Origin of the sequence: Bifidobacterium asteroides (genome assembly GCF_003202695.1) — a bacterium.
Lineage (GTDB): Bacteria > Actinomycetota > Actinomycetes > Actinomycetales > Bifidobacteriaceae > Bombiscardovia > Bombiscardovia asteroides_G.
Genome location: NZ_QGLL01000006.1, coordinates 569,687 through 594,501 on the forward strand (window position 1 = coordinate 569,687; position 24,815 = coordinate 594,501).

General features: G+C 63.2%; 20 protein-coding genes and 2 riboswitches. Of the genes, 5 read left to right on the plus strand and 15 right to left on the minus strand.

Annotation, left to right across the window (positions count from 1 at the left end; translation table 11 throughout):
• Window position 1: 1 nt before the first annotated feature.
• The 9 genes from DKK75_RS04425 to DKK75_RS04465 all read right to left on the minus strand — a co-directional run bounded on the left by DKK75_RS04425 (window position 2) and on the right by DKK75_RS04465 (window position 12,623).
• Window positions 2-727, minus strand: a complete 726-nt coding sequence (locus tag DKK75_RS04425) for a DUF501 domain-containing protein (protein WP_181414447.1) — start codon at window positions 725-727, stop codon at window positions 2-4.
• A 69-nt stretch (window positions 728-796) separates the two neighbouring features.
• Window positions 797-1,393 carry an FtsB family cell division protein gene (locus DKK75_RS04430; RefSeq protein WP_110452219.1) on the minus strand — a complete coding sequence of 199 codons (597 nt, stop codon included), beginning with the start codon at window positions 1,391-1,393 and terminating at the stop codon, window positions 797-799.
• A 102-nt stretch (window positions 1,394-1,495) separates the two neighbouring features.
• Window positions 1,496-2,791: a phosphopyruvate hydratase gene (gene eno, locus DKK75_RS04435; RefSeq protein ID WP_110452220.1), complete on the minus strand. Its 1,296-nt coding sequence runs from the start codon at window positions 2,789-2,791 to the stop codon at window positions 1,496-1,498.
• A 43-nt stretch (window positions 2,792-2,834) separates the two neighbouring features.
• Entirely contained in the window at window positions 2,835-6,458 is a 3,624-nt protein-coding gene (gene mfd, locus DKK75_RS04440; protein WP_110452221.1) for a transcription-repair coupling factor, read from the minus strand.
• Entirely contained in the window at window positions 6,448-7,047 is a 600-nt protein-coding gene (gene pth / locus DKK75_RS04445) for an aminoacyl-tRNA hydrolase (RefSeq protein WP_110452222.1), read from the minus strand. The genes mfd and pth overlap by 11 nt, the downstream gene beginning before the upstream one ends.
• A gap of 40 nt (window positions 7,048-7,087) precedes the next feature.
• Window positions 7,088-7,618, minus strand: a complete 531-nt coding sequence (locus DKK75_RS04450; protein ID WP_110452223.1) for a GNAT family N-acetyltransferase — start codon at window positions 7,616-7,618, stop codon at window positions 7,088-7,090.
• The gene (locus tag DKK75_RS04455; protein ID WP_110452224.1) at window positions 7,615-10,821 is read right to left on the minus strand and encodes a UPF0182 family membrane protein; all 3,207 of its coding nucleotides are present in this window, start codon (window positions 10,819-10,821) and stop codon (window positions 7,615-7,617) included. The genes DKK75_RS04450 and DKK75_RS04455 overlap by 4 nt, the downstream gene beginning before the upstream one ends.
• A gap of 9 nt (window positions 10,822-10,830) precedes the next feature.
• Window positions 10,831-11,994 (minus strand): glycosyltransferase family 4 protein, encoded by a 1,164-nt coding sequence (locus tag DKK75_RS04460; protein WP_110452225.1) that lies wholly within the window; start codon window positions 11,992-11,994, stop codon window positions 10,831-10,833.
• On the minus strand, window positions 11,991-12,623 hold the full coding sequence (locus DKK75_RS04465; protein WP_110452226.1) for an NAD(P)H-dependent oxidoreductase: 633 nt from the start codon (window positions 12,621-12,623) through the stop codon (window positions 11,991-11,993). The genes DKK75_RS04460 and DKK75_RS04465 overlap by 4 nt, the downstream gene beginning before the upstream one ends.
• A gap of 133 nt (window positions 12,624-12,756) precedes the next feature.
• Window positions 12,757-12,915, plus strand: a riboswitch (M-box (ykoK) riboswitch).
• A gap of 97 nt (window positions 12,916-13,012) precedes the next feature.
• On the opposite strand from DKK75_RS04465, the gene DKK75_RS04470 reads away from it, so the two are divergent.
• From DKK75_RS04470 to DKK75_RS04485, 4 genes are all read left to right on the plus strand, one after another.
• Window positions 13,013-14,752 carry an ABC transporter permease gene (locus DKK75_RS04470; protein WP_181414469.1) on the plus strand — a complete coding sequence of 580 codons (1,740 nt, stop codon included), beginning with the start codon at window positions 13,013-13,015 and terminating at the stop codon, window positions 14,750-14,752.
• 20 nt (window positions 14,753-14,772) lie between these two features.
• Window positions 14,773-16,125 (plus strand): ABC transporter ATP-binding protein, encoded by a 1,353-nt coding sequence (locus tag DKK75_RS04475; protein ID WP_110452228.1) that lies wholly within the window; start codon window positions 14,773-14,775, stop codon window positions 16,123-16,125.
• A 38-nt stretch (window positions 16,126-16,163) separates the two neighbouring features.
• Window positions 16,164-16,236: riboswitch (Fluoride riboswitch) on the plus strand.
• Between the two features lie 87 nt (window positions 16,237-16,323).
• Window positions 16,324-16,785 (plus strand): FluC/FEX family fluoride channel, encoded by a 462-nt coding sequence (locus DKK75_RS04480; RefSeq protein WP_110452229.1) that lies wholly within the window; start codon window positions 16,324-16,326, stop codon window positions 16,783-16,785.
• On the plus strand, window positions 16,782-17,156 hold the full coding sequence (locus tag DKK75_RS04485) for a fluoride efflux transporter FluC (protein WP_110452230.1): 375 nt from the start codon (window positions 16,782-16,784) through the stop codon (window positions 17,154-17,156). The genes DKK75_RS04480 and DKK75_RS04485 overlap by 4 nt, the downstream gene beginning before the upstream one ends.
• Before the next feature lie 50 nt (window positions 17,157-17,206).
• On the opposite strand, the gene DKK75_RS04490 is transcribed toward DKK75_RS04485, so the two are convergent.
• The 6 genes from DKK75_RS04490 to DKK75_RS04520 all read right to left on the minus strand — a co-directional run bounded on the left by DKK75_RS04490 (window position 17,207) and on the right by DKK75_RS04520 (window position 23,343).
• The gene (locus DKK75_RS04490; RefSeq protein ID WP_110452231.1) at window positions 17,207-18,214 is read right to left on the minus strand and encodes a bile acid:sodium symporter family protein; all 1,008 of its coding nucleotides are present in this window, start codon (window positions 18,212-18,214) and stop codon (window positions 17,207-17,209) included.
• A gap of 121 nt (window positions 18,215-18,335) precedes the next feature.
• The gene (locus DKK75_RS08030; protein ID WP_146208609.1) at window positions 18,336-18,443 is read right to left on the minus strand and encodes a L,D-transpeptidase family protein; all 108 of its coding nucleotides are present in this window, start codon (window positions 18,441-18,443) and stop codon (window positions 18,336-18,338) included.
• A gap of 746 nt (window positions 18,444-19,189) precedes the next feature.
• The gene (locus DKK75_RS04505; RefSeq protein WP_110452234.1) at window positions 19,190-19,990 is read right to left on the minus strand and encodes an alpha/beta fold hydrolase; all 801 of its coding nucleotides are present in this window, start codon (window positions 19,988-19,990) and stop codon (window positions 19,190-19,192) included.
• A complete protein-coding gene (gene ychF, locus DKK75_RS04510; protein ID WP_110452235.1) occupies window positions 19,987-21,093 on the minus strand; it encodes a redox-regulated ATPase YchF in 1,107 nt (368 codons plus the stop codon). Before ychF ends, DKK75_RS04505 begins: the two co-directional genes overlap by 4 nt.
• Before the next feature lie 56 nt (window positions 21,094-21,149).
• Entirely contained in the window at window positions 21,150-21,953 is an 804-nt protein-coding gene (gene proC, locus DKK75_RS04515; protein WP_110452236.1) for a pyrroline-5-carboxylate reductase, read from the minus strand.
• 10 nt (window positions 21,954-21,963) lie between these two features.
• A complete protein-coding gene (locus DKK75_RS04520) occupies window positions 21,964-23,343 on the minus strand; it encodes an alpha/beta fold hydrolase (RefSeq protein ID WP_110452237.1) in 1,380 nt (459 codons plus the stop codon).
• A gap of 434 nt (window positions 23,344-23,777) precedes the next feature.
• Between DKK75_RS04520 and DKK75_RS04525 the strand changes: the two genes are divergently transcribed.
• Complete coding sequence (locus DKK75_RS04525; protein WP_181414450.1) at window positions 23,778-24,815, plus strand: LacI family DNA-binding transcriptional regulator; 1,038 nt, start codon at window positions 23,778-23,780, stop codon at window positions 24,813-24,815.

Genomic DNA, 24,815 nt, shown 5'->3' on the forward strand with positions numbered 1-24,815 from the left:
TTCATCGGTTCTCCTGCCGATCCTCTTGCCGGAATGCTTCAGCCCAGGGCTGGGCGCACCTGCAGAGCTGTGGGTCGAATACCGGCCGCACCAGATCCAGGACCCGGTCGCCCAGGGGATTGATCCCGGGACCCATAACCAGGGACTGGGCGGTCAGAGCATGCAGACACTTGACCCGCTTGGGCATGCCACCGGCCGAGATTCCGGCGATGCGCCCTTCATCGTCACCCAGCCGCTGGGCCAGGGCTGAGCGGAAGGCCAGATAGAGTTCATGCGCCCTGCGGTAAGAGTCGGCCAGATCCGCATTCGAACCTAACTCGGTATTCCAGTCAGCCATGATGCCATCGGCCTCCAACCGTGAGACGGCCTTGACGGCTTCAGGACTGGTCAGATAGCACGTGGTCGGAAAGGGCGTGTCATCCTCCAGCTGGGGCCGAGTGACCACAGCCAGCGGATTGCCACAGACGCAACAGGCGCCCACGGCCACCATGCCACGCGGATAGCGGCCCAGCTGCCGGTTCACGACGGCTATCTGATCTGGCGTAGCCGGAGTGGCCAGAAGCTCCTGTACACGATCTCTGACCGCTGCCAATCCTCGGTCGCTAACCAGACTGGAGACTTCGACCTCATGCTGCCCAACCTCGGACTCGACCTGGACCTTGTCTGCGGCTTGAGATTCCACTGCTGGCTGGGGCCGTCCCTGGGCCTTGATCACGCCTGACCTCATCTTTCCTGATTGTTTTGCTGCTGCGATGTTCATTAACCGCTGGGGCGACAAAATCCGAGCCTTCGGAGTTCACTGCGCTCCCCCGCCATCGGATGGAGAAGGGCCACCAGAACCACCTGGACTGCTGGAACCGCTCGGACTAGCTGATCCGCTCGGACTGGCGGATCCTTTCTGACTGGTTCCGTCGCCAGAATGCTGGCCCGCACTCCCTTTGCTCCTATTGGCAGCCGGATCCTGATCGGCTTTGGCGAAGGAATAGGCCATCTCCTGATACCAGGGCAGGGAGTTCTTCCTGGGAGCCCTGACCCCCTTGCTTCCGGCTTCGTCCTTGTCTTTGCTGCCCGTAACCGCCTCCGGATGCAAGACCCGGATGGCCTCCTCGTCAGGGAAGACGAATCCCAGCCGATCCCGGGCCTGGGCGGTTACATAGGCCTTGTCGTCCCAACGCCGGATCTGGTTCTCCAGGTCACGCTTATGCTCGACAAGCTGGGCCTGTTGGTTGCGCAGACCGTTGAGCTCGGAAAGATTTATGGCATAGGCATGGAAGGTCGAGACCAGTTGGATCAGCCCCAAAGCCACGATGATGACCGCTACAAAGAACGTGATGGGTCCCGACGACCACCTGTCTGTCCGCCGATCGACGTCGCTTCGTTTGTTCTCGGTCATACTCACAAAAATACCCGCGGCAGCCGACGCGGACCGCCACGGGTGAAAAGACTGCCCTGTCGGGTCAAAACCTGCGAAGGCTCCGATCCGGCCGGCAAGGCCTTACTTGGCGTACTTCTTGCAGGCCTTGAAGGCGCTATAGCCGGCGTACTCGGCGGTGGAGCCCAGCTCCTCCTCGATCTCCAGCAGCCGGTTGTACTTGGCGATGCGCTCGCCGCGGGCCGGAGCACCGGTCTTGATCTGGCGGGTGTTCTTAGCCACGGCCAGGTCGGCGATAGTGGTGTCGGAGGTCTCGCCGGAACGGTGGGAAACCATGGATGTGAACCCGTTGGCGGTAGCCAGCTCAATGGCGTCCAGGGTCTCGGTCACAGTGCCGATCTGGTTGAGCTTGACCAGCAGGGAGTTGGCTGCCTTCAGGTCGATGCCCTTCTGCAGTCTCTTGGGATTGGTCACCAGCAGGTCGTCGCCCACGAACTGCAGACGGTCGCCCATGGCGGCGGTGATCTTCTGCCAAGCGCCCCAGTCCTCCTCGGCGAAGGGATCCTCAATGGAGACCAAGGGATACCTCTCTACCAGCCCCTGGTAGTAGTCCAGCATGTAGTCGGCATCGCGATCCTCGCCGTCGAAGTGGTACTTGTCAGTGTCCTTGTTATAGAACTCCGAGGAGGCCACGTCCAGGCAGAGGCCGATCTGCTTGCCGGGCTCGTAGCCGGCGGCCTGAATGGCATCGACGATGTACTTCAAGGAGTCCTCATTGGACTTCATCTTGGGGGCAAAGCCGCCCTCGTCGCCCAGACCGGTCTCATGACCGTCCTTCTTGAGAATGCCCTTGAGGGTGTGGTAGACCTCGACGCCGGCGCGCAGAGCCTCCCGATAGGAGTCGAAGCCGTAGGGGGAGATCATGTACTCCTGGATGTCGGTGGCAAAGTCAGCGTGGGCGCCGCCGTTCATGATGTTCATGTTGGGCACAGGCAGGATGTGGCCGTTGGTGCCGCCCAGATAGCGATAGAGAGGCAGTTCGGCGGACTCGGCAGCCGCATAGAGCGCAGCCAGGGAGACGCCCAGAATGGCGTTGGCGCCCAGCTTGCCCTTGTTGGGGGTGCCGTCCAGATCAATCATGGTCTCGTCCAGGGCGCGCTGATCGGTGGCGTCCATGCCGATGACATTGGGAGCGATGGTCTCATTGACCGCCTTGACGGCGTCCAGCACGCCCTTGCCCTGATAGCGCTTCTTGTCGCCATCCCTACGTTCCCAGGCCTCGGCCTCGCCGGTGGAAGCACCGGAGGGAACCAGACCACGCCCCTCAGCGCCGTCCTCAGTCTGCAGAACGACCTCGACGGTCGGGTTGCCGCGGGAATCAAGAATTTCGCGCGCGAACACGCTTTCAATTGCTGCCACAACTGCTCCTTCAATAAGTTGTTGTGATGTCTCTTACAGAATACTAGTTTTGTTGGACGGGCGAGGGACCCGCTGGCGTGCCATCATCGGAGGACTTGGGCAGCCCCCAGGCAAGGTCGTCCAGCAGGGTGTCCACCCAGGCGGTCATGGCCGCTGAATCCATGGGTCCCGAACCCAGCGAGCCCGCGAAGGGCGCCAGAATCAGCAGGGTCTGCGTCACTGGGCGGTACTGGCTGCCCTTGTATATTCGTGCGATCCTGGCCTGGAGAGAGTCGGGCATGGTTACGGGTCTGATGCGCACCCTGGAGCCCTGGGAGGCGATCTCCGCTATGCCCAAGGAGCGAGCCTTGGCGCGCAGCCTGGCTACAGCGAAGAGGGTGTCGAACTGGGCAGGCGGACGACCGTAGCGGTCAGTCAGCTCCTCGTGCAGGTCGCGCAGATCCTGCTCGTTGCGGGCCGAGGCCAGCTTGCGGTAGGCCTCCAGACGCAGCTTGTCCGAATCGATGTAGTCCACCGGAATGGAGGCCTCAAGAGGTAGGTCGATGCTGACGGTGACCGGCTCTGTCCGCCCGGGCTCCTTGTACTCTTCCACAGCTTCAGAAACCATGCGCACGTAAAGATCGAAGCCGACTCCCTCGATATGGCCGGACTGCTCGTCGCCCAGCAGGTTGCCGGTTCCGCGTAGCTCCAGGTCCTTCATGGCCACATCGTAGCCGGACCCCAGCGCCGTGTTCTGCGCGATGGTGGCCAGCCGATCGTGGGCGGTCTGGGTCATGGGCTTGCTGGGGTCGTAGAGGAAGTAGGCGTAGGCGCGCTCCCGGCCGCGTCCCACCCGGCCGCGCAGCTGGTGAAGCTGGGAGAGTCCGAAGCGGTCTGCCCGGTCCACTATCAGCGTGTTGGCGTTGGGGATATCCAGGCCGGTCTCGACGATGGTAGTGCAGACCAGCACATCGATGTCCCGGTGCCAGAAGTCACGAATGACCCCGTCCAGCTGCTTCTCCCCCATCTTGCCGTGGGCCACGCCCACCTTGGCCTCGGGGACCAGCGTCTGCACTTTGGCTGAGACCTTGCCGATGTCCTCCACCCGGTTGTGGATGTAGAAGATCTGGCCCCCGCGCAGGAGCTCTCGGCGAATGGCTGCAGTCACCTGGGCATCCTCGTAGGCGCCCACATAAGTCAGCACCGGCAGACGGTCCTCAGGGGGCGTAGCCAGCGTGGACATCTCACGGATGCCGGTCACCGCCATCTCCAGGGTGCGCGGAATAGGCGTAGCCGACAGGGACAGGACGTCAACGTTGGTCCGCATGGCCTTGAGGGTCTCCTTGGCCTCCACGCCGAAGCGCTGCTCCTCGTCGACGATCATCAGGCCCAGATCCTTGAAACGGATGCGCGGGTTGAGCAGCTTGTGGGTGCCGATGACTACATCCACGGCCCCGCTGGACAGGCCCTCCATGGTGGCTTGGTTCTCCTTGGCGGTCTGGAAGCGGCTCATGGCTGCTACATCCACCGGGAATCCTGCAAACCGCTCAGTAAAGGTCTGATAGTGCTGCTGGACCAGCAAGGTCGTGGGCACCAGAACCACCACCTGCTTGCCATCCTGAACGGCCTTAAAGGCGGCACGGATGGCTATTTCGGTTTTGCCGAAGCCTACATCACCGCAAATCAAGCGGTCCATGGGCACGGGCTTCTCCATATCGGCCTTGACATCGTCGATGGCCGTCAGCTGGTCCGGAGTCTCCTGGTAGGGGAAGGCGTCCTCCAACTCCTTCTGCCAAGGAGTATCCGGGCTGAAGGCGAAGCCCTTGGTGCGCTGCCGGGCCGAATAAAGCTTGACCAGGCCCTGGGCGATCTTATGGACATGCTTGCGGGCCTTGGCCTTGGTGGCCGACCAGTCGGATCCGCCCAACTTGTTGAGTCTCGGGATCTCGGCGCCGATGTAGCGGCTGACCTGGTCCAGCTGGTCGGCAGGCACGAAGAGCTTATCTGGAGGGGCGTTGCGCTTGGAGGGGGCGTACTCCAGGACCAAGTACTCCCGGCTGCCCTTGCTTGGGCCTACGCCCACGCTGCGCTGGCGCATGCCCAGGAAACGGCCGATGCCATGCTGGTCGTGGACCACATAGTCGCCGGGCTTGAGCTCGTCCAGGTCGATGGCCTTGCGTCGACGGTTGGAGGTCTTGCTTCCGGCAGCCACGCTGGTGCGCCCGGTCAGGTCACGCTCGGTCAGCAGGGCCAGATGGGCAGACTGGTCCACGAAGCCGTCGACGGCCAGGGAGCGGTGGTACTCCACCCCGACGACCCCCGTGGTCTGCACGGCCCGACGCAGACGGCTCAGCGTTCCTTGGGCCGGAGCGGTGACTACAACCCGATCGCCGTGCTCCAGCAGGGAGGCGATGCCCGATGCGGCCCGATCCTCGTCGCCGCGGTACTGGTCCGGTGCCAGAGCATCCAGACGCTCGGCCCCCTCCCGATCCGGGTCCACCGACAGGTCGGTCAGCTTCCAGACCTCTCCCTTGCGGTACTCCAGTGAAGCGATGACCTCGTCGTAGTCCAGGAAACTGGCCCTGTCGAAGCTGATGGGTGCACCCGAGCCCTGCCCGGAGGCCGCCACATGCCAACTGGCGGCCAGGAACTCGTTGGCGGTCTTGACCAGGTCTTGGGCGGAGCGGGCCAGCAGCTGTGGCTCAGACAGCAGAATCAGAGCGCCCTCGGGCAACATGGATCCTACCGGCACCAGGTCGTCGACCAGGGCAGGCAGGAGGGATTCCATGCCCTCCACCGGAATGGCTTCGGCGATGGACTCCAGCATGTCATCGGCGTTGGGGATGCTCCCGATCAGGCAGCGAGCGCGGGCGCGGACCTGGTCGGTCAGCTGCAGCTCGCGGCAGGGCGGCGCCCAGATCCGGTCCAGATCGGGGCCGTAGGTTCGTTGATCTGAGGCGTGGAAGCTGCGGATAGTGTCCACTTCGTCGCCAAAGAACTCGATGCGCACCGGGTGAGCCATGGTGGGAACAAAGACGTCAAGGATGCCGCCTCGGACGGCGAACTGGCCACGCTCCATGACCAGATCCACGCGGGTGTAAGCGTTGCGAACCAGGGCCTGGACGGCCTGATCCAGAGGCAGCTCCTGGCCACGCAGGAAGACCAGGGGCTTCACATCCTGCAGACCCTTCACCACCGGCTGCAGCAGGGAGCGCACAGGCATGACCAAAATGCGGATGGGTCCAAAATCAGGATCGTCCTGAACAGGATGGGCCAGCCGCCTGAAGACGGCCATTCGTGAGGCCACGGTGTCTGCCCGGGGCGAGAGCCGCTCATGAGGCAGGGTCTCCCAGGAGCGCAGCAGAGCCACGTCAGCAGGATCGCCCCCATACCAGGAGCGGACGGCGCCGCTCATCTCCTGAGCGTCACGTTCAGAAGGGACCACCAGGACGACTGGGGCACGCCCGGCTGCGGCTGCTGCCAAGGCTGGCCTGATGCCCTGAGGAGCTTGAACCATGAGGGGGATATCAGTGTCCTCCGCAGGCTGGGAGTCTCCTTTGACCAATCTGGCGAAGGCAGCATCCGTCTGAAGAGCGTCCAGGAGAGGATGCAAGGGCCCATTCAGGGATTCCTGGGGCTCTGCCTTCTTGCCGGCCTCCTGCCCTGACCGGGTATCCTCATCGACCATTGAACTGCTCCTGAGCCTGGCTGAGGCCCTTGGTGATCACGGTTTCTGCGGCATCAGCGCCATCTGCCAAAAACTCAGGCAGACGCTTGCGCTGATCGCCGGCAAAAGTGCCCAGAACCCAGTCCACGGTACGCCTATGGGCATCCGGACCTCCTCGGACATGCCCCACGCCCATGCGGACCCGGGCGTAGACGTTGCTGCCCAGTGAGCGATCGATGGAGCGGATGCCGTTGTGCCCGCCCGAGGATCCGCCGGCCTTGACCTTGATTCGGCCGAACTCCAGATCCATATCGTCATGGATGACCACGACCCGGCTAACTGGTATGTGATAGTAAGAGCAAATGGAGGCCAGAGCATCGCCCGAGTCGTTCATGAAGGTGAGCGGCTTAGTCAGGAAGAAAGCCGTGCGATGTCCGTCGAGATCCAGGGTGCCGCGGCCCAGCAGAGCCAGACCCTTGTGGTCGCGCATGTTGACCGACCATCGTTCGGCCAGCAGATCGGCGCACATGAAGCCCATGTTGTGCCTGGTGCCCTTATACTCGTCACCCGGGTTGCCCAGTCCGGCTATCAGCCAGAAATCGGATGCCATGTAGGTGATACCTCCTGCTCTCAAACGCGACGGTGAGATTCTACACAGGCTCCCCGACCCCGTTTCGCTCAAGGGACAGGCTCCAGTAGGAGACGTCATGCAGGACGAACCGGTCCCAGGCGGCTTGATGAAGAAGGCCGAATCGGCTGAAACCGAACCGATGCAGCAGTGCCTTGGAGGCCGAATTGTCATCGAAGATGATGGCCACGGCCAGACGCATGCCCTCCTGTTGGGCGCGCTCCAGCAGGGAAAGGACCATCAGGGCGCCCAGGCCACGTCCACGGCTGTCGCGATCCACGTAGTAGCTCAGCTCGCAGGTCTCCTGGTAGCCGGGACGATCGTAGTAGGCCGACAGGGAGCCGAAGGCCAGCACCTTGCCCTCCTGCTCCAGGACCAGGACCGGATGGCCCTGGTCCGGATCGTGGGCCAGCCACCATTCCAGGCGCTGATCCAAGCTGACCTGAGCAGTATCCGCTGTGGAACCGCCATCCATGACCGCCTGATTATAGATGGCGGTGACCGCCCCCAGGTCCCCGCGACGGCAGAGCCGGATGAGCGGAATGGCGCTCACTTGTTGCCGCCCTCCTGGTCGGAGGCCTCCTTAAGGGCTTCACGCAGACGGTTCTGCGCCTCGCCGTAAGCGCTGAAGTCGCCCTTCTTCAGGGCGGCATCGCCATCGCTCATGGCCTGATTGGCCTTGTCCAAGGCCTGTTTCAAAGCCTGCCCTCCTGTCGCCGACGCCCCGCCGGGCCCGGCGGTCTTGTCCGGGGCCTGCCCGGATTGCTTGCTCTGGTCAGCATCGGAATTGGTGCGTCCTGTGTTGTCGGCATCGCCGGCCGATGCACCCGAGTTGCCCTGGAAGGTCTTGTCAAGGGCCGCATCAAGGGTGGCCGAGGAGGAGACCTTGTCTCCAAAGGCCACCAAGACCCGCTTGAGCAGGGGGAAGCTGGTGGCGCCGCTGGACTGGACGTAGACCGGCTGGATGTAGATCAGTCCGCCGCCTATGGGCAGGGTCAGCAGGTTGCCGCGTTTGACCTTGGTGGACCCGGACTGGAGCAGATTGAGCTCGGTGGAGACCGCAGCATCCGAGTTGAAGTTGTTCTGCGCCTGCCCAGGGCCAGGCACATTGGAATTCTTGGGCAGCTCCATCAGCCGGATGGTCCCGTAGTCCGGGCCTATCACCCCCTTGGTCGACCCGGCGTCGGAATCCACAGACAGGAACCCGGTCAGAATCTCCCTGGTGGAAGTGCCGGCGGGGATGAAGGTGGAGGTCAGCGAGAAAGCGGGCTTGTCAGTCCCCGGGGTCTGCAGGGTCAGATAGTAGGGAGGCTGCTTGACCCCGGCCTTCTGCTCCTTGCTGGTGCCGGTCGGATCCACGGGGGTCTGCCAGAAGTCCTCGCCGGAGAAGAACTGGCTGGCCGAGTTGACGTGGTACTGGGAAAGGAGCTGGCGCTGCACCTTGAACAGGCTCTCCGGGTAGCGCATATGGCTCATCAGATCGCCCGAGATGGACGAGAGCGGCTTGAACTGGCCGGGGAAGACCTTCTGCCAGGCCTTGAGCACCGGATCCTGGGCATCCCAGGCATACAGGTCCACCGAACCGTCATAGGCATCGACTGTAGCCTTGACGGAGTTACGGATGTAATTGGCTTTTTGAGAGCCCAGGCCTTTGACGGCCTCGGAGCTCAGGGTGGTCGTGTCCTGGGTGATGGGCCCCAGATCCACCTTCTGGGAGTAGGGATAGGCATCAGAGGTGGTATAGCCGTCCACGATCCACTTGACCCGGCCGTCTACCACAGCCGGGTAAACGCGCCCGTCCAGGGTCAGATATGGTGCGACCTGGGCCACGCGCTCCTTGGGCGAACGGTTGTAGAGGATCTGCGAGTCGGGAGTGACGCGATCCGAAAAGAGGATCTGGTCGGATCCAAAGCGGATGGCGTAGAGGACCCGGGACAGGAAGTTACCCACCGAGGGGCCGCCGTTGCCCTTGAACGTATTGGTGGCTCCCTTAGAGCCGGTGGGATAGTCGAATTCCCAGCCTGATGAACCCTGGGGCGCACCGACGATGGAGTACTCGGGTGCGTTGGGCGAGAAGTAGATTCGTGGCTCGTAGTGTTGGCTGTCGGTCAGCTTGCCCCTGGTGGGGATGTCCTGCTCGAAGAACTCGGGCTGTCCGTCCGGAGTGACCTTGTTGCCGTAGGCGGCCACGATGCCGTAGCCGTGGGTGAAGACCGTGTGGTCATTGACCCAATTGCGGTTGTCGTTGCCCTCCAGGTCCAGCTCGCGGGCCCCGATGACCGTATCCTGGCTGACTCCGTCAATATCGTACTTGTCGACAGCCAGGGTGTCTTCGAAGGTGTAGTACTGCTTGGACTGCTGCAGCTGACGGAAGGTGGGAGAAACCACCTGGGGGTCCAGCAGACGAATCTGTGCGGTGGTCTCCGCATCCCGGGAGAGCGCACCCGACTGAACCTCGGTGGTGGCATCATAGGCTTCGGTCTTGAGCTTATCCAGCCCATAGGCCTTGGCGGTGGCGGCGATGTTGCGCTGGATGAAGACGGATTCCATTTCCTGAGCGTTGGGATTGACTCGGAAGCGCTGGACCAACGCCGGCCAGAAAACAGTCAGCAGCAGGGACAGCACAATGGTGACGGCCACAGCAAGGGCCGGAATCCGCCACTGCTTGACGGCCGACCCTAGCGATCCTGCACGGACACGGCCTGGTTCCAGAGTACGTGACCTCAGAATCCAGACGGCCAGGATTATACCCAGCAGGGCCAGAACCACGGCCATGATCAGCGTGACAGGTATGGCTGCCTTGACTGAGGTGTAGGAGGCACCAGTGATCCGATCGCCCTCCTCAGTCAGCCTGCCGAAGACGCCCAGGGCCGTGTCGCCGGCCCAGACCAGCATGAACAGGAGCAGCCAAACGGCCACCTGCCTGCGGGCGGAACGAGTCATCTCCAGAATGCCTCGACCGTGCACGGGCATGGTCAGTCGAATACCGCCCATGAGGAAGTTAGTGACCAGGCTGAAGACCGTAGCCGCCAACAGCATCATCAGCAGGGAGGAGACCAGCAGCTGGAGGCCGGGCAGGATGAAGACATAGAAGCCGGTGTCCAAGCCGAACTGGGGGTCGCGCGCCCCGAAGGACTGGGCGTTGAAGAGCAGAAGCACCTGCTTCCAGTCAGCGTTGAACTGAAAACCAAAGAAGACACCGACAACCAGGGAGACCACCACGGCCACCTTGAGCGCCTTGCGTGAAGAGACTCCCTTGCCTACCTCAATCAGATCGCCCCTGACCCTGATAGTGGACCCGTCGGGCGAATCGGGACGGCTGCGGATGGCCAGGAAGGCCGAGAGCAGGGTCACCGCGGCCAGCAACAGGGCGTAGGCCAGCCACAGGCCCACCTTGATGCCCAACTGGGTCCAGACAATCCGTACCGCCCCCAGCTGGGAAAACCACATGACATCGGTGATGAAGCGGCTGAGCCCGAACAGGAGCAGGAGGACGACCAGGACAGCGGCGACAGCCACGGCTAGAATCCGCGTGCCGCGGGAAGGTCCGTCATTGCCCTTCTTTCGAGAAGTCAACCGGGGGTCACCGGTTCCTGGGAAGCGGGAACGGGGCGTGCCGCCGGACCCTTGGCCGGGACCCTCCCCATCGGTTTGCACGTGCAGGATGACCGGGTCGTCGTCATTGCGACGCCGGCCTGGTCCGCCTGGACCGCCCTCAGGGTCGAACATGGATCCGAAGAAATCAAAGAATGACATGTACCTAGCCTACATGAGATGGCGGTCTTGGATGGCTTGCCGGTAGACCTCCTCCACCTGATCGGCCACCGTGGTCACGTCGTAACGGGCCAAGAGCGCCAGCTGGTCATGGCGCACATTCCGCCTCCAGGAGGGGTCCCCCAGAGCCTGAGCGATTCGCCGGGCCAGCAGTTCGGGGGTGTTGGGCGAATCGACGGGCACCAAAGCCCGCTCATCGCCCATCAGGGTGGACCGGTAGCCGGGATTATCCCCAGCCAGCACCGGAGCCGTGCCCGAGGCGATGGCCTCCAGCAGGACGATGCCGAAGGACTCGCCCCCGGTGGAGGGAAAGACGGTCAGATCGGATGAGGCCAGCAGGGCGGGCTTGTCCTTCTCGTCCACAAAACCAGGGAAGGCCACCGGGGTGCGCAGGGCTGCGGCATTTCGACGGCAGTCCTCCAGCAGCGGCCCTTTGCCGGCCATGGTCACATGCAGGCCTTCGGGCAGGATGCCGTACCGCTCCCCCGCCTTAAGGGCTGAAAGCAGGATCCCCGCCCCCTTGCGGGCCACGAACCGCCCCAGAAAGACCAGATGCGGCCCATGGCCGTGCAGGCGCGCTACCCCTTGGTCGCCAGCGGCCTGTCGGGCCCGGCGCAGGGCAGCCACGTCCACGGGGTTGGCCACCACCCTGCTGGGCACACCGGCAGTCTGCCGGGCATAGCTGGCCGCCACAGGCGAGACTGCAATGACCCTGTCGACGCGCCTGTGGGTCCTGCGGTTGATCATCCCCAGCAGCCGACCGCCCAGCAACTGCAGGTTTCCTGTGGGTGCGATGTGATAGGTGGCCACCAGTGCTGTTGCCGGGTTCGCGGCACGGATGACCCGCCCGGCCAGGAAGGGGCTGTAGGGGGCCTGAACGTGCAGCAGGTCGAAGTGCCCGGCCTCCAGGACCCGGCGGATGGGCGCCTTGGGCGCTGGCAGAGGTATGCGCATCCTGTTGCCGTTGAAGGAGACCATGACGTTGCGGGACAGGGAGTGAACCCCGTCAACCGGCGGATGGGCGGTCTGACCGACCAGATACTGGACCCTGTGACCCCGCTTGCCCAGCTCCCGTCCCAGGGTCAGAATGTGTTGCTGGACCCCGTCAAACACATCCAGGGTGTCATCGAAGATGAATCCGATGCTGAGCGTCACTGAGCGTCCTGGCCTGCTCCGGGCTCGGTCCCTGCGGCCAGTCGACGACCCTTGAGGGCCAGGGCCACCAGGTGCCGGTCGGCGGCCTCCCGCGCCTCCTGTTCGTCGTTGCCCGAGTCCAGATTGTCCACATAGATGGTCTCCACCTGAGCAACCTGGCAATACTTGAGGAAGGTCTGCCTACGCAGCTGGTTGTCCAGGGCCTCCCCGATGCCGCTGGACTGGTACCATTCCTTGTCTCCGCCGGTCAGCATAACGAGCTCCACACGGCGCCCGGCCAGGGCTCCGGGAGTTCCATCAGCGTTGTAGGCGAAGCCCCGGCAGATGACGCGGTCGATAAAGCCCTTCATGATGGCAGGCATGCTGTACCAGTAGACGGGGAAGACCAGGGCCAGTACATCCGCATCCTTGATGCGCTCCTGCATAGCCTGCGCATCCTCGGGCATAGGTCCTTGGCCCAGGTAGTGGGTCCTGTCCTCCATGCCGAAGACGGGATTGAACCCTTCGGCGCAAAGGTCAATCAACTCGGTGCGAGCCCCGCCCTCGGCCGCCCCGTCCAGCAGGGCGTTGCCCGCCGCATCGGTCAGACTCTTGGGTTCGGGGTTGGCCGTGACTGCCACGATCTTCATAGGGATTCGCTCCTTACATTTCATTTCGCGCCTGCACCGACTGCATACAGACCCTTGTCATTGTCAGTCCTGGCAAGGACGGCAACGCCGGTTTGGCAAATGCTTGACACTGCTCCTAGGCCCATCTATGTTATTGCGTGGTCGGTAGGTGAAGCTACCGCATGGACAAGGCATGCTGCCGCAAAGTGGTGGAGACACCCCGCGCAGGTCAACAGTCCCCGTCGGATCAAGGCAGGGACTAATGCAGGGCCAAATACCATGCGAAGCCGAAGCTTGAACGATGACAATGGTCGGCCCAGGGCCGATCGCTACGCCGTCTTCGAGGCTGCCGACAGGGATGTTCCGCACCTTGGAGGGAGGCCATCGTGAATACTGTCGCACTGCCAGGAATGCTCCGTTCTCCACTGAACGACGACCGCAGCCAGGCATCGCGCTCCACCCGCATATGGACGGGCCTGGCCGTAGCCATAGGCGCACTGGTCCTGCTGGGGGCCCTGGCCTATCTGCTGCCCGCCTTGGGCGCCCCCATCGGCCCCGCCGGCGTTCCCTCGCACGTTTCCACGGACCCGTCCAACCTGCCCTACTACGCGCTGCGCTCCCTCTTCCGCATGTTTACAGCCCTGATCATCTCCCTGGTCTTCGCCTTCCTCTATGGACTGGCCGCCGCACGCTCACGCCGCCTGGGCGCGGTGCTCATCCCCCTGCTGGACATTCTGCAGTCGGTGCCCGTCCTGGGCTTCCTGTCAGCCACCATCTCCATCTGGCTGGTCCTCTTCCCCGGGTCCATCATGGGCGTGGAGGCGGCCTCCATCTTCGCCATCTTCACCAGCCAGGCCTGGAACATGGCCTTCTCCTTCTATAACTCGCTGACCAGCGAGCCTGCCGACCTGGACGAGGCGGTAAGGCTGATGCGCCTGACCCGCTGGCAGCGCTTCTGGAAGCTGGACGTACCAAACGCCATGATTCCCCTGCTCTGGAACTGCATGATGAGCATGGGCGGCGGCTGGTTCTTCCTGACCGCTTCCGAGATGATCTCGGTCAACAACAGGACCCTGGCCCTGCCCGGCATTGGTTCCTTCGTTGAGGAGGCCACCGCCGAGCAGGATCTGGGCAAGGTGGGGCTGGCCATCCTGACCATGATCGTTGTGGTCCTATTGATTGACTTCCTGCTCTGGAAGCCATTGACCGCCTGGGCCGAGAAGTTCCGCTACACCAGCAGCCAGTCCACCGAGCCCCGGCGCAGTCTGGTGCTGACGGTCATTCGCCTGTCCGGAGTCAAGGACCTCTTGAGTCTGATAGGCCATCCGCTAGCCGACCTGCTGGACCGAATCACCCGCCCTCTGGGCCGCACCGGAGCACGGTGGAGCCGTGACGCCGAGCGCAGGCGAGCATGCGACCTTGTCTGGTGGGTCTGCCTGGCCCTGATTGGCTTGTGGGGGCTCTGGCAGCTGGATCGTCTGGTAATCCGCCCGCTGGGCCTGGGCGAGGTCGGGCATGTCTTCCAGCTGGGCCTGCTGACCTTCCTGCGAGTGCTGATCCTGATGGTGGTCTGCACGATTGTCTGGGTCCCGATAGGCGCCCTGATCGGCATGGATCCGCGCATCTCCCGTTACCTGCAGCCCCTGGTGCAGATTCTGGCCTCCTTCCCGGCCAACTTCATCTTCCCCTTCGTCACCATGATCTTCATCGTCTGGCGGATCGACATCAACTGGGGAAGCATCCTGCTCATGGCCCTGGGCACCCAGTGGTACATCCTCTTCAACGTCATCGCCGGAGCCTCGGCCATTCCCGACGACCTGCTGGAGATGTCGCGCAGCCTGGGCCAGAACCGCTGGCAGCGATGGAAGACTCTGATCCTGCCGGCTCTGTTCGGATCCTGGTGCACCGGCGGCATCACAGCGGCCGGCGGGGCCTGGAACGCCTCCATCGTCTCCGAGGTGGTCTCCTACGGCAAAACCGAGCTGACGGCCAAGGGCCTGGGTGCCTACATCGCCCAGGTGACCACCACCGGCGACACCCCCCGAATCATCCTGGGGGTGGCCGTCATGAGCATCTTCGTGGTCCTGGCCGACCGGTTCTTCTGGTCTCCCCTGCAATCACTGGCACAACGGCGCTATTCCCTGACATGAGAAGTCTGAGAGGTTCGACAATGACCAAGATCAATTCCAACGGGATCATCACGGCCGAGCACGTGACCAAAACCTACCAGTCCGACAAGGGTGCAGAGCTGACCGTCCTGGACAACATCGACTTCACCCTGCACGAGGGCGAGGTGGTGGCCATCTTGGGCCGTTCCGGCGCCGGCAAGTCCACCCTGCTGCGCATCCTGGCCGGCTTGGTCCCAGCCAGCAAGGGCAACGTCGAATACCGGGGCAAGCAGCTGGAAGGACCCAACCCCGGCGTGGCCCTGGTCTTCCAGAGCTTTGCTCTGATGCCCTGGCTGACCGTCAAAGACAACGTCGAACTGGGCCTGCAGGCCCGCGGCATACCCAGGAAGGAGCGGGAGAAACTCTCCCTGGCTGCCATCGATGCCATCGGCCTTGACGGCTTTGAAAGCGCCTACCCCAAGGAGCTCTCCGGCGGCATGCGCCAGCGCGTAGGCATTGCCCGGGCCCTGGTTCTCAAGCCGGATGCCCTCTTCATGGACGAGCCCTTCTCGGCCCTGGACGTGCTGACTGCCGAGAATCTTCGCCAGGAGGTCCTCAAGGTCTGGTCTGAGGAGGCTGGCAGCGTCAAGTCGGTCCTGATCGTCACCCACAACATCGAGGAGGCCGTGGAGATGGCCGACCGGGTCCTGGTCCTGGACTCGCATCCCGGCCGGGTTATCGCCAATGTGCCCATCAACCTGGACAGGCCCCGGGACAAGCAGTCCGACCTCTTTCAGTCCTGCGTGGACTACCTCTACTCCATCCTGACCGGTCAGCGCGACAGCGAGGACATCCGCCGCCGTCTGCAGACCAAGGTGCGCAACCGTCAGGCCGTGCGGGACTCGGTGCGGGACGAGGACACCGCCGAGCGCAACCTTCCCGACGCCACCCCCGGCGGTCTGGCTGGTCTGGCCGATGTCATGGTCAACCAGCCCAACGGCATGGACCTGGCCGACCTGGCCGCCAAGCTCTCCTTCGAGGTGGACGACCTCTTCCCCCTGATCGACGCCGGGCTCATGCTGGGCATCTTCCAGGCGGACAACGGGCACGTCAGGCTGACCGACCAGGGCCGGGTCTGGCACGATGCCGACATCCTGGAGAGCAAGGAGATGTTCTCACGCATGCTGATGAATCATGTTCCGCTGATCCGCATCATCGACCGGGCTCTGAAGAACAGCGACGACAAGAGTCTGCACGGCTCCCTGATCCTGGACCTGCTACGGGCCCACCACTCGGACAGGGAGGCCGTCCAGCAGTTCGACACCGCCATCACCTGGGGCCGCTACGGCGAGCTTTTCGACTACGATGCCGACGACGACCGGCTGACCCTGGACCCGGAGAACCACGCCGAGTGAGCAGCTACGGCCGTTGCAGTCCTCTTCCGCTCCTAGAATGAGCCTCGGGCGATGGAACCCGCCCGGGGTTTGAGCCCCGAACCGCAAACTGCTGATAGTTCCTGCACTATGATTCGACGACCCCGTCTGCGGGCCGGGTGCAGGCGCATGCCATCCAGCCCGACCCCCGGATGCTGATCCGTCAGGAACCGAGATCCAATGACTCAACCCCTTACAGAAGCCGCAGAATCTCAGCGACTCGAACCCGATATGGCCACGACTCTGGTCGTAATTCTAGGGGGAGCTCTAGGCACCGGCTGTCGATACGCCCTGAGCCTGCTGCCGGGCCAGAGCGGTCCACTGCATCCGGGAACCCTCCTGGCCAATTTGATCGCCTGCGCAGGCTACGCCCTCCTGACCGCCTTCCTGGCCGAGCTGCCAAAAAGCGCACACGCGCGCCGAATTCAGTTGACCAATAAGGGCCTGGGTATGGGCTTGTGCGGTGGGCTATCGACCATGTCCACTCTCTCGCTGGAACTGGTCCAGGGTTTCTCTGGCAGTCGAGTCCAGGCAACAGCCACCTACCTGTTCATCTCCTTTGCCGGAGGCCTGCTGGTCTCCTGGGCCATGGCCACGCTAGGAGCGCATATGGCCGCACATATGCAGGCGGGTTCGCGATGACCGCCACATTGCTGATCTGCCTGTGCGGCGGTTTGGGTGCCGGACTGCGCTACTTGTTGGACACCCTGATCAAGGCCCGCTGGCAGGTGGATCTGCCCTTGTCGACCATGATCATCAACCTGCTGGCCGGTTTGGCTGCGGGACTGGTGGCCGCCCTGGCCGCCTTCCACGGACTGCCCGCCTGGGGACGGATGCTACTGGCCACAGGCCTGCTAGGGGGATTCTCCACTTTTTCGACGGCTGTCAACGAGGCGCTGGCCCTGGCTCGGCAGAGACGGAACCTGGCAGCCCTAGGCTATCTGGCAGCATCCATCTTTCTGCCGCCGCTGCTTACGACCACCAGCTTTCTGATGGCTGGACCAGGCCTTTAGAGACCAGGTCTTGACCGGTCAAGCTCGCCCAGCAGGAAAGGAGCCCAAAATCAGGCGCGAGCCGGTTCCGGACGACCCTGGGCGGAGTCGGCGGCAATCCCCAACCGGTCATCATGCCGACGCCACCAAGCGGACAGGACCGAGCCGGAGATGTTGTGCCAGACGCTGAAGAATGTGGAGGGGATGGCCACAATCGGGTCGGTGGCGAAGGCTTGCAGGGCCAGGGTTGCACCCAGTCCTGAATCCTGCATGCCCACTTCGAAGGTGATGGCCTTCTGCTGGGCATAGCGGAACCCCTTCGGATAGATGCGGTACATGAGCCTGCTGAAGAGGAAGCCCAGCCCATACCCGCACAGGTTGTGAAGCATGACCACTGGCAGGACCAGGGCGGTGGCGGCGGTGAAGAGCTTGGCATGGTTGACGGAGACGACCACGCCGATGATGACCAGGATGGCGATCTGCGAGACCGCCGGCAGGGCCACGGTCACTTTCTTCACCTTCTCCTTGAAGAAGGCATGGACGGCCAGACCCAGAGCGATGGGAATGAGCACCACCTCAAGGGCGGTCAGGAAGAGCTGCTTGGTGGGAATGGCCACATACTGACTGGCCAGCAGGCTCATCAGCATGGGGATCATGAATGGTGCGCACAGGGTGGAAAGCAGGCCTATGGACACGTCCAGGGCCACGTCGCCACGCGACAGGTAGGACATGACGTTGGAGGAGGTCCCCGAGGGGCAGCAGCCCACCAGGATAACTCCCACGGCGATCATGCCGTCCAGGCGGAAGATGCGGCAGAGCAGCACGGCCAGCAGGGGCATGATCAGGTAATGGGCTATGGTGCCCACGATGACCATGAGCGGCATCTTGACGATTCGCTTGAAATCGTCAAGGCTCAGGGTCAGGCCCATGCCGAAGAGAATAATGCTCAGGAAGTAGTTGGTGTAGCTGCGGGCCCAAATGCTAATCTGCGGAACAAAGAAGTTGATGGCGGCCCAAACTAGGACCACTAGGATGAACCATTTAGTCAACCAGTCACTGAATCGCTGCACCTTTTGCATGATTCCTGACCACTTCCTCTCGATAGTTCTCTCTGTGGTAGAGCAAAGGTAGAAAACCGAAGGCAGACACGACGGCGAATGGTCACATTTTGGACGAGGCTGTTCCTGCAATAAATGGAATTCACTTGACCTGAACGGGAGTGTCGGCGGGCACAGCCTGCATGCTCCACAGGGCATCGGGTACCGTCAACCGAATGCAGCCGTGGAACCCGGGTCGGATGCCCAGCATATGGCTTCCTCCTTGATACAGCTACCGCTGGAATCAGTGGAAACCGAGTGGAGGAGAAAGACCCCTTGGTTCAGAAAGCTGGTGTAGTAGCGGGCGCCCGTCCCCTCGCTGGGATCGTAGAAGTGGTCGCCGCGCTCGGCCTGGATGCGGAAGCTGCTCCTGCGCGTGGAATCATCTATGCCCGTTAGGCATGCATGATGAGAGCAGGTCAGACCCATCACGTACGCACACCCGCTGGTCCTGAAGGCTGACCGCCAGGGAGAGGCCGGGGTGGGCCGCAGGATTCAGGTAATCGACCTGCTGCGAAGGCTCGTCCAATCAACAGGACAGGCAGATTTGCCAGCCGGGTCAGTCTTCTGAACATTTGTCTGCCGCTTTGCTGGCTTCTTCGTCGCTGATGAAAAGGAGAAGGCGGATTTGCCGGGATGCTGCGTCTTGGGAAATCGTCTCGCAAAACAGTGGATCTGCTAGAAGCGCTCGCAGCTGCGATTCGTTCAGCATGGGCCGCATCCACCGGCTGGCTCAGGTTGGCGATCAGGACTGTCAGCAGCAGCGTCAACAGAGCGGTTGTCACTACTACAGGAGTGCTGCTGGACAGGGTCCAGCAGCCAACTGAGCATGGCAAGCACACGCCGCTTAAGGCGTTTGCTCTCCAATCCCCAGACAGCCATATCCTTCCCCTTCGTCGCCATTGAACGAACATCTATGCACAGCTCATTTTAGCGGCAGAAGAAGCCAGCAGGGACTCAGCCTTTCAACACCTGCCTGCCCCAATCCGCTAGTAGGTCGCAAACCAGAGCGGTCTGCTCGATCTGCACATTGTGGCCGGCACGGTCCAACGCCGAGTAGGAGGCCCGAGGGAAGCGACAGGCCAGGTCGAACTGATCCAGGTAGCCCACATGGTCGTCCTGACGGCCGCAGACGAAGAGCACAGGAGCTATGAAGCCGGACCAGACCTGGTCGAAGTCCATATCCAGCTGGTAGTGCCCCTCCATTCGCGCCACCGTGTCGGCATCGGCCGAACGAATGCCGGGCATAATGGTGCGTTGGTAAGCATCCAAATGCTTCCGGGACTCAACCACGGCCATCTGCCGGTAGGCATGCCTGGTGAATTCGTCCACGTCGGCCAGGCCTTGGTCGTCCCGGACCAACACCTGACGCGGGGGCAGGCGCCTGTGGGCGGTCACCGGATCGACCACCGAGGAGAGCAGGGCCATCCCCCGGCAGCGATCCAAACGACCGGCGGCGGCATGGCGGCTGAGCAGCCCACCCAGGGAGTTGCCCACCAGGGCGAAGGAGCCGCCGCCGCTGAAAATGTCCACCTGGTCATCCAGCCACCGGGCCAGACCGTCCAGGTCGAGGATGGACGGGTCGGGCGGCGTACGGCCGAAACCGGGCTGGTCCAGATAGATCCGCTCGAAACCGCCCACCCGTTCGAAGACGGGATCCAGGTCGTCGAAGATGTGATGGTCCACGCCGGACCCATGCACGAAAATCAGCGGCAGCCCATGGCCCCGGCGAATGGCGAACCCGGGCTTGGCGCTCACTTCTTGGAACCGGAGGGAATGCCGGTCTTGAACTCCACGATGTCGCCGTCCTGCATGATGTAGTCCTTGCCCTCAAGGCGCATCTTGCCCTCCTCGCGCACCTTGGCATAGGACCCGTCGGCGGCCACGAAGTCGTCATAGGAGACCACCTCGGCCTTGATGAAGCCCTTCTCGAAGTCGGTGTGGATGACCCCCGCGGCCTGGGGGGCGGTCCAGCCCTTGTGAATCTGCCAGGCGCGCACCTCCTTGACCCCGGCGGTCAGGAAGGTCTGCAGACCAAGGATGTCGAAGCCCACCCGGGCCAGCTGGTCCAGGCCTGACTCCTTGAGTCCGGCATCGGTCAGCATCTCGCGGGCGTCGGTCTCGTCCAACTCGGTCAGCTCGGACTCGAACTGGGCGTTCAGGAAGATGGCGGGTGCGGGAGCCACGGAATCGGCCAGCTGCTTCTTCATGTCCTCGTTCTGCAGCTCGTCGTCGTCCACGTTGAAGACGTAGATGAAGGGCTTGGCAGTCATCAGATGCAGGTCGTAGAGCTCGTCCTTGTCGATGTCCCCGGCCTGGGTCGCCTGGTCGATGGTCCGCCCCTGGCCCAGAATCTCCTTGGCCTTGCGGACGGTGTCCAGGTAGGCGGACTTGATCTTGCCGCCGCGCTGGTCCTTCTCCAGCTTGGGCAGGGCTTTGTCGATGGTCTGCATGTCAGCCAGGATCAGCTCGGTGTTGATGGTGTCGATGTCGTCGGCTGGATCCACCTTGCCGTTGACGTGGACGATGTCGTCATCATTGAAGGCGCGGACCACCTCGCAGATGGCGTCGGCCTCGCGGATGTTGGCCAGGAATTGATTGCCCAGCCCCTCTCCCTCCGAGGCCCCCTTGACGATGCCGGCGATGTCCACGAAGGTGACCGTGGCGGGCACGATCTTGTCCGTGTGGACCAGCTTGGCCAGAACGGGCAGCCGGTCGTCGGGCAGCGGCACGATGCCGGTATTCGGCTCGATAGTGGCGAAGGGGTAGTTCTCCGCCAGAACGTTGTTGCGGGTGAGGGCGTTGAAGAGTGTGGACTTGCCAACGTTGGGCAGTCCGACGATTCCTATGGTTAACGACATATCCACCAGTCTATTGCCCGGACTGCCCCGGCGTGGCTCCCCTTAGAGCAGCAGGCTCAGTCGTCGCGCTCCACCGCATCGATGGCCTCGATGACCGCTCCACGGAAGCCGTGCTTCTCCAGGGAGGCGACGCCCTTGATCGTGGTTCCGCCCGGCGAGCAGACCGCGTCCTTCATGGCCCCGGGATTGGTGCCGGTGGCCAGGTAGAGGGCTCCAGTCCCCTGAACCATACGCGCCGCCAGCCGGTAGGCCGCCTGCCTGGACAGCCCATGCTCCACCCCGGCATCGGCCAGGGCCTCCATATACATGGCCGTGTAGGCGGGCGCACATCCGGCGATGGTCGTACCCACCGAGACCTGCTCCCGGGGCAACCGTTCAACCATGGCCACCGGGTCGAAGACCTCGGTGAAAAGCTCACGCTGTTGATCCGTCAGGGTATCGTCCTCCTGGGTGACCAGAATCCCCTGCCCTACAGAAATGGGGGTGTTGGGGATGGCGCAGATCAGGTGGGTGCCTTCTTCAAGGATGTCGGCATAGTCCTCAAGGGTCATGCCGCCCACCACGGACAGGACCATACGGTCCGGATCAGCCAACTCATGACGGATGGGTTCGCAGACCTGAGCCACCTGCCCCGGTTTGACGGCCAGAATCACCAGATCGGCGGCCGCAGCTACCTCGGTGCCGGAGTGCATGGGCCGCACTCCCAGTTGCGCCGCCCGCTCCACCAGTCGGTCATAGTGGGCCGCACAGGCCACAATCCGGCCGCCGGGGAGCACGCCCGCGTCGACCAGGCCCTGGGCCATAGCCTGGGCCATGTTGCCGTATCCGATGAATCCGAGAGTCAATGAGTCCGTGTTCATGCTCTCAAGTCTAGCCTCGCGCCGGGAAGAGCCCCTCTAGATCGCCGCGCTCCAGGGCCAGCTTGTAGAGGTGGGAGAAGACCTTGTCCCCGTGCAGGCCGTCGTGCTCGAACTCGTTGGTCACCCAGGCATGGGCGTGGCCCACGCGGGAGAGGGTGTCCAGCTGGAGCTCGGAGGGCACGTAGAGGTCGTCGGCATAGACCGCGGCCTGCAGGGGAACCTGATTGTCGGCCAGACGGGCGGGATCGTACAGGTGGCCCCAGGAGCCCTCCTCCATAAGCAGACTGACTGCCGGACCGAAGGGACGCAGGGCCGACTCCTGCTCGAACATCCAAGGGAAGATCACCTCCCCGGTGAACATGAGCGGGCGGGCAGCAGTATCGAATTCAGGGCGGGCATCGCGCACCCGCTGCCCGGCCCAGCGCAGGGGGCCGCAGTCCCCGTCAGCGTAGATGAACTCCTGCAGAGGCCAGTAGAGCGGGCTGACCGTCGTGGCCGCCCGCACCTCCTCCAGGAAGGTCTGCGACAGGGTCGCCCGGGAACCGACAGCACCGGAAACGGGCAGGCTGCCGTCGCCCTCCGAGAAGGCCGTGTCCAGCAACCAGTGGAGGCGCTCGAAACCGCCGCTCTTGCCCAGGTCGGCGCCTAAAGTCTGCAGCCGCTCCACGCTCAGTGGGTCGCCGCCGGGCAGGACCACATCGCCCTGGGCCAGCCGGTCGGCAATGGCTGCTACACGTTTTTGGTCCCCCGGATAGCGCTGGTAAAAGATTTGGGACCTCTGGGCCATTTTGGTGAAGGTATGAGAGTAAAGCTCATAAGCATCAGTGGGGATGTGCGGAACGCCCCCAGCAGTGAAGGCCGCAGCCAGCCCCTGGGGGAAGTTCGACAGGTAGGCCATGGTCAGAAAACCGCCGAAGCTCTGCCCCAGTGCCACCCAGGGTTGACCGGCGAAGACCGTGCGACGCAGATGCTCAAAGTCCCGGATGATGGAGTCCGCCAGGAAATGCTTCAGATAGTCGGCCTGGGCTTGGGGCTGACCTAAGGAGGCCATGGTAGAGCCGTCAATGGCGCTGGACCGGCCCGTACCCCGCTGGTCGGGCAGAACAATGCGGAAGTGGCGCAGGGCCTCGGGCATCCACCCGTCGGCACTGGCGCTCAGCGGCCGCGGTGCCCCATACCCGGGTCCGCCCTGCAGGTAGACCAGCAGCGGCAAGTCGTCGTGGACATGTTCGGGGGCACAGACCACGCGGTAGAAGCAGCGGATGACCGCCTGGTCCGAATCATCTTCGGCTCGCCAGATGCCAGGTTCACTGCCCGCCCAGTCCAGGGGAACGGGGATGGACCCCTCACGGACGTAGAGTCCCGGCAGATAGTATCCCTGGTTGATCATGCGCTGGCTCCTTTCTTTTCGATCAGTTGGGTTTATTGTCGTCGGGCGGTTGGACCTGGCTTGTGTGTTGTTTTTCCGGATAGCACGGTAGATGCAGCGATGCTTTGGAACTGGTCGGATTTTGTTGTGGCCTGTTTGGCCGGCGCGATGTCCGCTAACGCGGATGCTCCTGTGCTCACCCCCTCCCAAAGGGAGCCGACGCACTTCGCGCGCCCGCCACGCTCCTGTAAGCAGCCGCTTCCTGCTAAGCATTTAGCCTCGCCTGACTTCACCCATAGCCAAGCCTCGACTGGCCATGCTGTGAAAGTTGCGGTATCGTTACCGCACTGATATAACTGAAGCCTGTCAGAACCGTTCGCCTCCCCATGGCAGCGGTCAGGCAACCGCCAAGGTCGGCAGTCCGGCCCGGCGGCCGTCCACTTCGACGAAAGGCCATGATGGCGTACGCGACGATCAGGGATGTGGCCCAACGGGCCGGTGTCTCCGTATCGACGGTCTCCCGAGCCCTCAACGACTCCGGGCGAATCTCCCCCGCCACACGACAGCGCATCAACCAGGTCATCCACGACTTGCACTACGTGCCGGACTCCCGCGCCCGGTCCATGCACTCCGCTCACTCGCGCACCATCGGCCTGCTCATCCCGGACATCCGTAACTCCTACTTCGCGGACCTGGCCTATCTGATCCAAGGCCAGCTGCTCAACCATGGCTTCCAGACCCTGATCTGCACCTCCACCCAGGATGATTCTGGCGAGGACCGAGCTCAGGTGCGCAACCTGCTGGGACAGCACATCGACGGTGCCATCATCGTGCCTGGACCGCGTTCCTCGCGCACCCTGGAGGAGCTGACCAGACGCGGATTGCCGCTGGTCTGCGTGGACAGGGCTGCCGAAGATGCCGCCGGACGCGGCGGGCGGACCATCCCCTGTGTGGACGCCGACCCTGAGTCCGGGCTCAGGCAGGCCCTTGAGGATCTGCACGCTCATGGCCACCGACGCATCACCCTGGTGCCCGGACCCCTCAAGGAATCGGCCACCTTTCGGGAGCGCCTGGACGTATACCACAATCTGCTGGCAGGCTTAGAGGGCATGGACGACCCGCTGGCCGACGAGGCTGAGCCCGGCACCTTCGACCCCGATATGATCGACCTCTGGGCCCGGCAGGGAATCACCGGAGTGCTCTTCGGGTCCTCACTGGATGCCATACGCGCCATAAAGACAGCCCAGTCCCGAGGAATCAGCATCGGGACGGACCTGTCCATGATCACCTTCGACGATCTGCCGGTCTTCCGCCTCCTGACCCCGGCCGTGTCGACCATCTCCCAGCAGATCGACGTCATGGGGACCCGCTGCGTGGACATGCTCCTGCAGCTGATGGCGGGCTCGCCGGTGCGATCGGTCCGGCTGCGGACCAGCTACCGCCACTGCGCCTCGGTAGGCCGCCCGCCCGCGCACACCGGTCAGGATCCCTGA

Bases quoted from the DNA above. Each gene is read 5' to 3' on its own strand.
- DKK75_RS04425 (WP_181414447.1), bottom strand. From the start codon at position 727: ATGAGGTCAGGCGTGATCAAGGCCCAGGGACGGCCCCAGCCAGCAGTG.
- DKK75_RS04430 (WP_110452219.1), bottom strand. From the start codon at position 1,393: ATGACCGAGAACAAACGAAGCGACGTCGATCGGCGGACAGACAGGTGG.
- mfd (WP_110452221.1), bottom strand. From the start codon at position 6,458: ATGGTCGATGAGGATACCCGGTCAGGGCAGGAGGCCGGCAAGAAGGCA.
- pth (WP_110452222.1), bottom strand. From the start codon at position 7,047: ATGGCATCCGATTTCTGGCTGATAGCCGGACTGGGCAACCCGGGTGAC.
- DKK75_RS04455 (WP_110452224.1), bottom strand. From the start codon at position 10,821: ATGTCATTCTTTGATTTCTTCGGATCCATGTTCGACCCTGAGGGCGGT.
- DKK75_RS04465 (WP_110452226.1), bottom strand. From the start codon at position 12,623: ATGAAGATCGTGGCAGTCACGGCCAACCCCGAACCCAAGAGTCTGACC.
- DKK75_RS04470 (WP_181414469.1), top strand. From the start codon at position 13,013: ATGCTCCGTTCTCCACTGAACGACGACCGCAGCCAGGCATCGCGCTCC.
- DKK75_RS04475 (WP_110452228.1), top strand. From the start codon at position 14,773: ATGACCAAGATCAATTCCAACGGGATCATCACGGCCGAGCACGTGACC.
- DKK75_RS04480 (WP_110452229.1), top strand. From the start codon at position 16,324: ATGACTCAACCCCTTACAGAAGCCGCAGAATCTCAGCGACTCGAACCC.
- DKK75_RS04485 (WP_110452230.1), top strand. From the start codon at position 16,782: ATGACCGCCACATTGCTGATCTGCCTGTGCGGCGGTTTGGGTGCCGGA.
- DKK75_RS04490 (WP_110452231.1), bottom strand. From the start codon at position 18,214: ATGCAAAAGGTGCAGCGATTCAGTGACTGGTTGACTAAATGGTTCATC.
- DKK75_RS08030 (WP_146208609.1), bottom strand. From the start codon at position 18,443: ATGCTGGGCATCCGACCCGGGTTCCACGGCTGCATTCGGTTGACGGTA.
- ychF (WP_110452235.1), bottom strand. From the start codon at position 21,093: ATGTCGTTAACCATAGGAATCGTCGGACTGCCCAACGTTGGCAAGTCC.
- proC (WP_110452236.1), bottom strand. From the start codon at position 21,953: ATGAACACGGACTCATTGACTCTCGGATTCATCGGATACGGCAACATG.
- DKK75_RS04520 (WP_110452237.1), bottom strand. From the start codon at position 23,343: ATGATCAACCAGGGATACTATCTGCCGGGACTCTACGTCCGTGAGGGG.
- DKK75_RS04525 (WP_181414450.1), top strand. From the start codon at position 23,778: ATGATGGCGTACGCGACGATCAGGGATGTGGCCCAACGGGCCGGTGTC.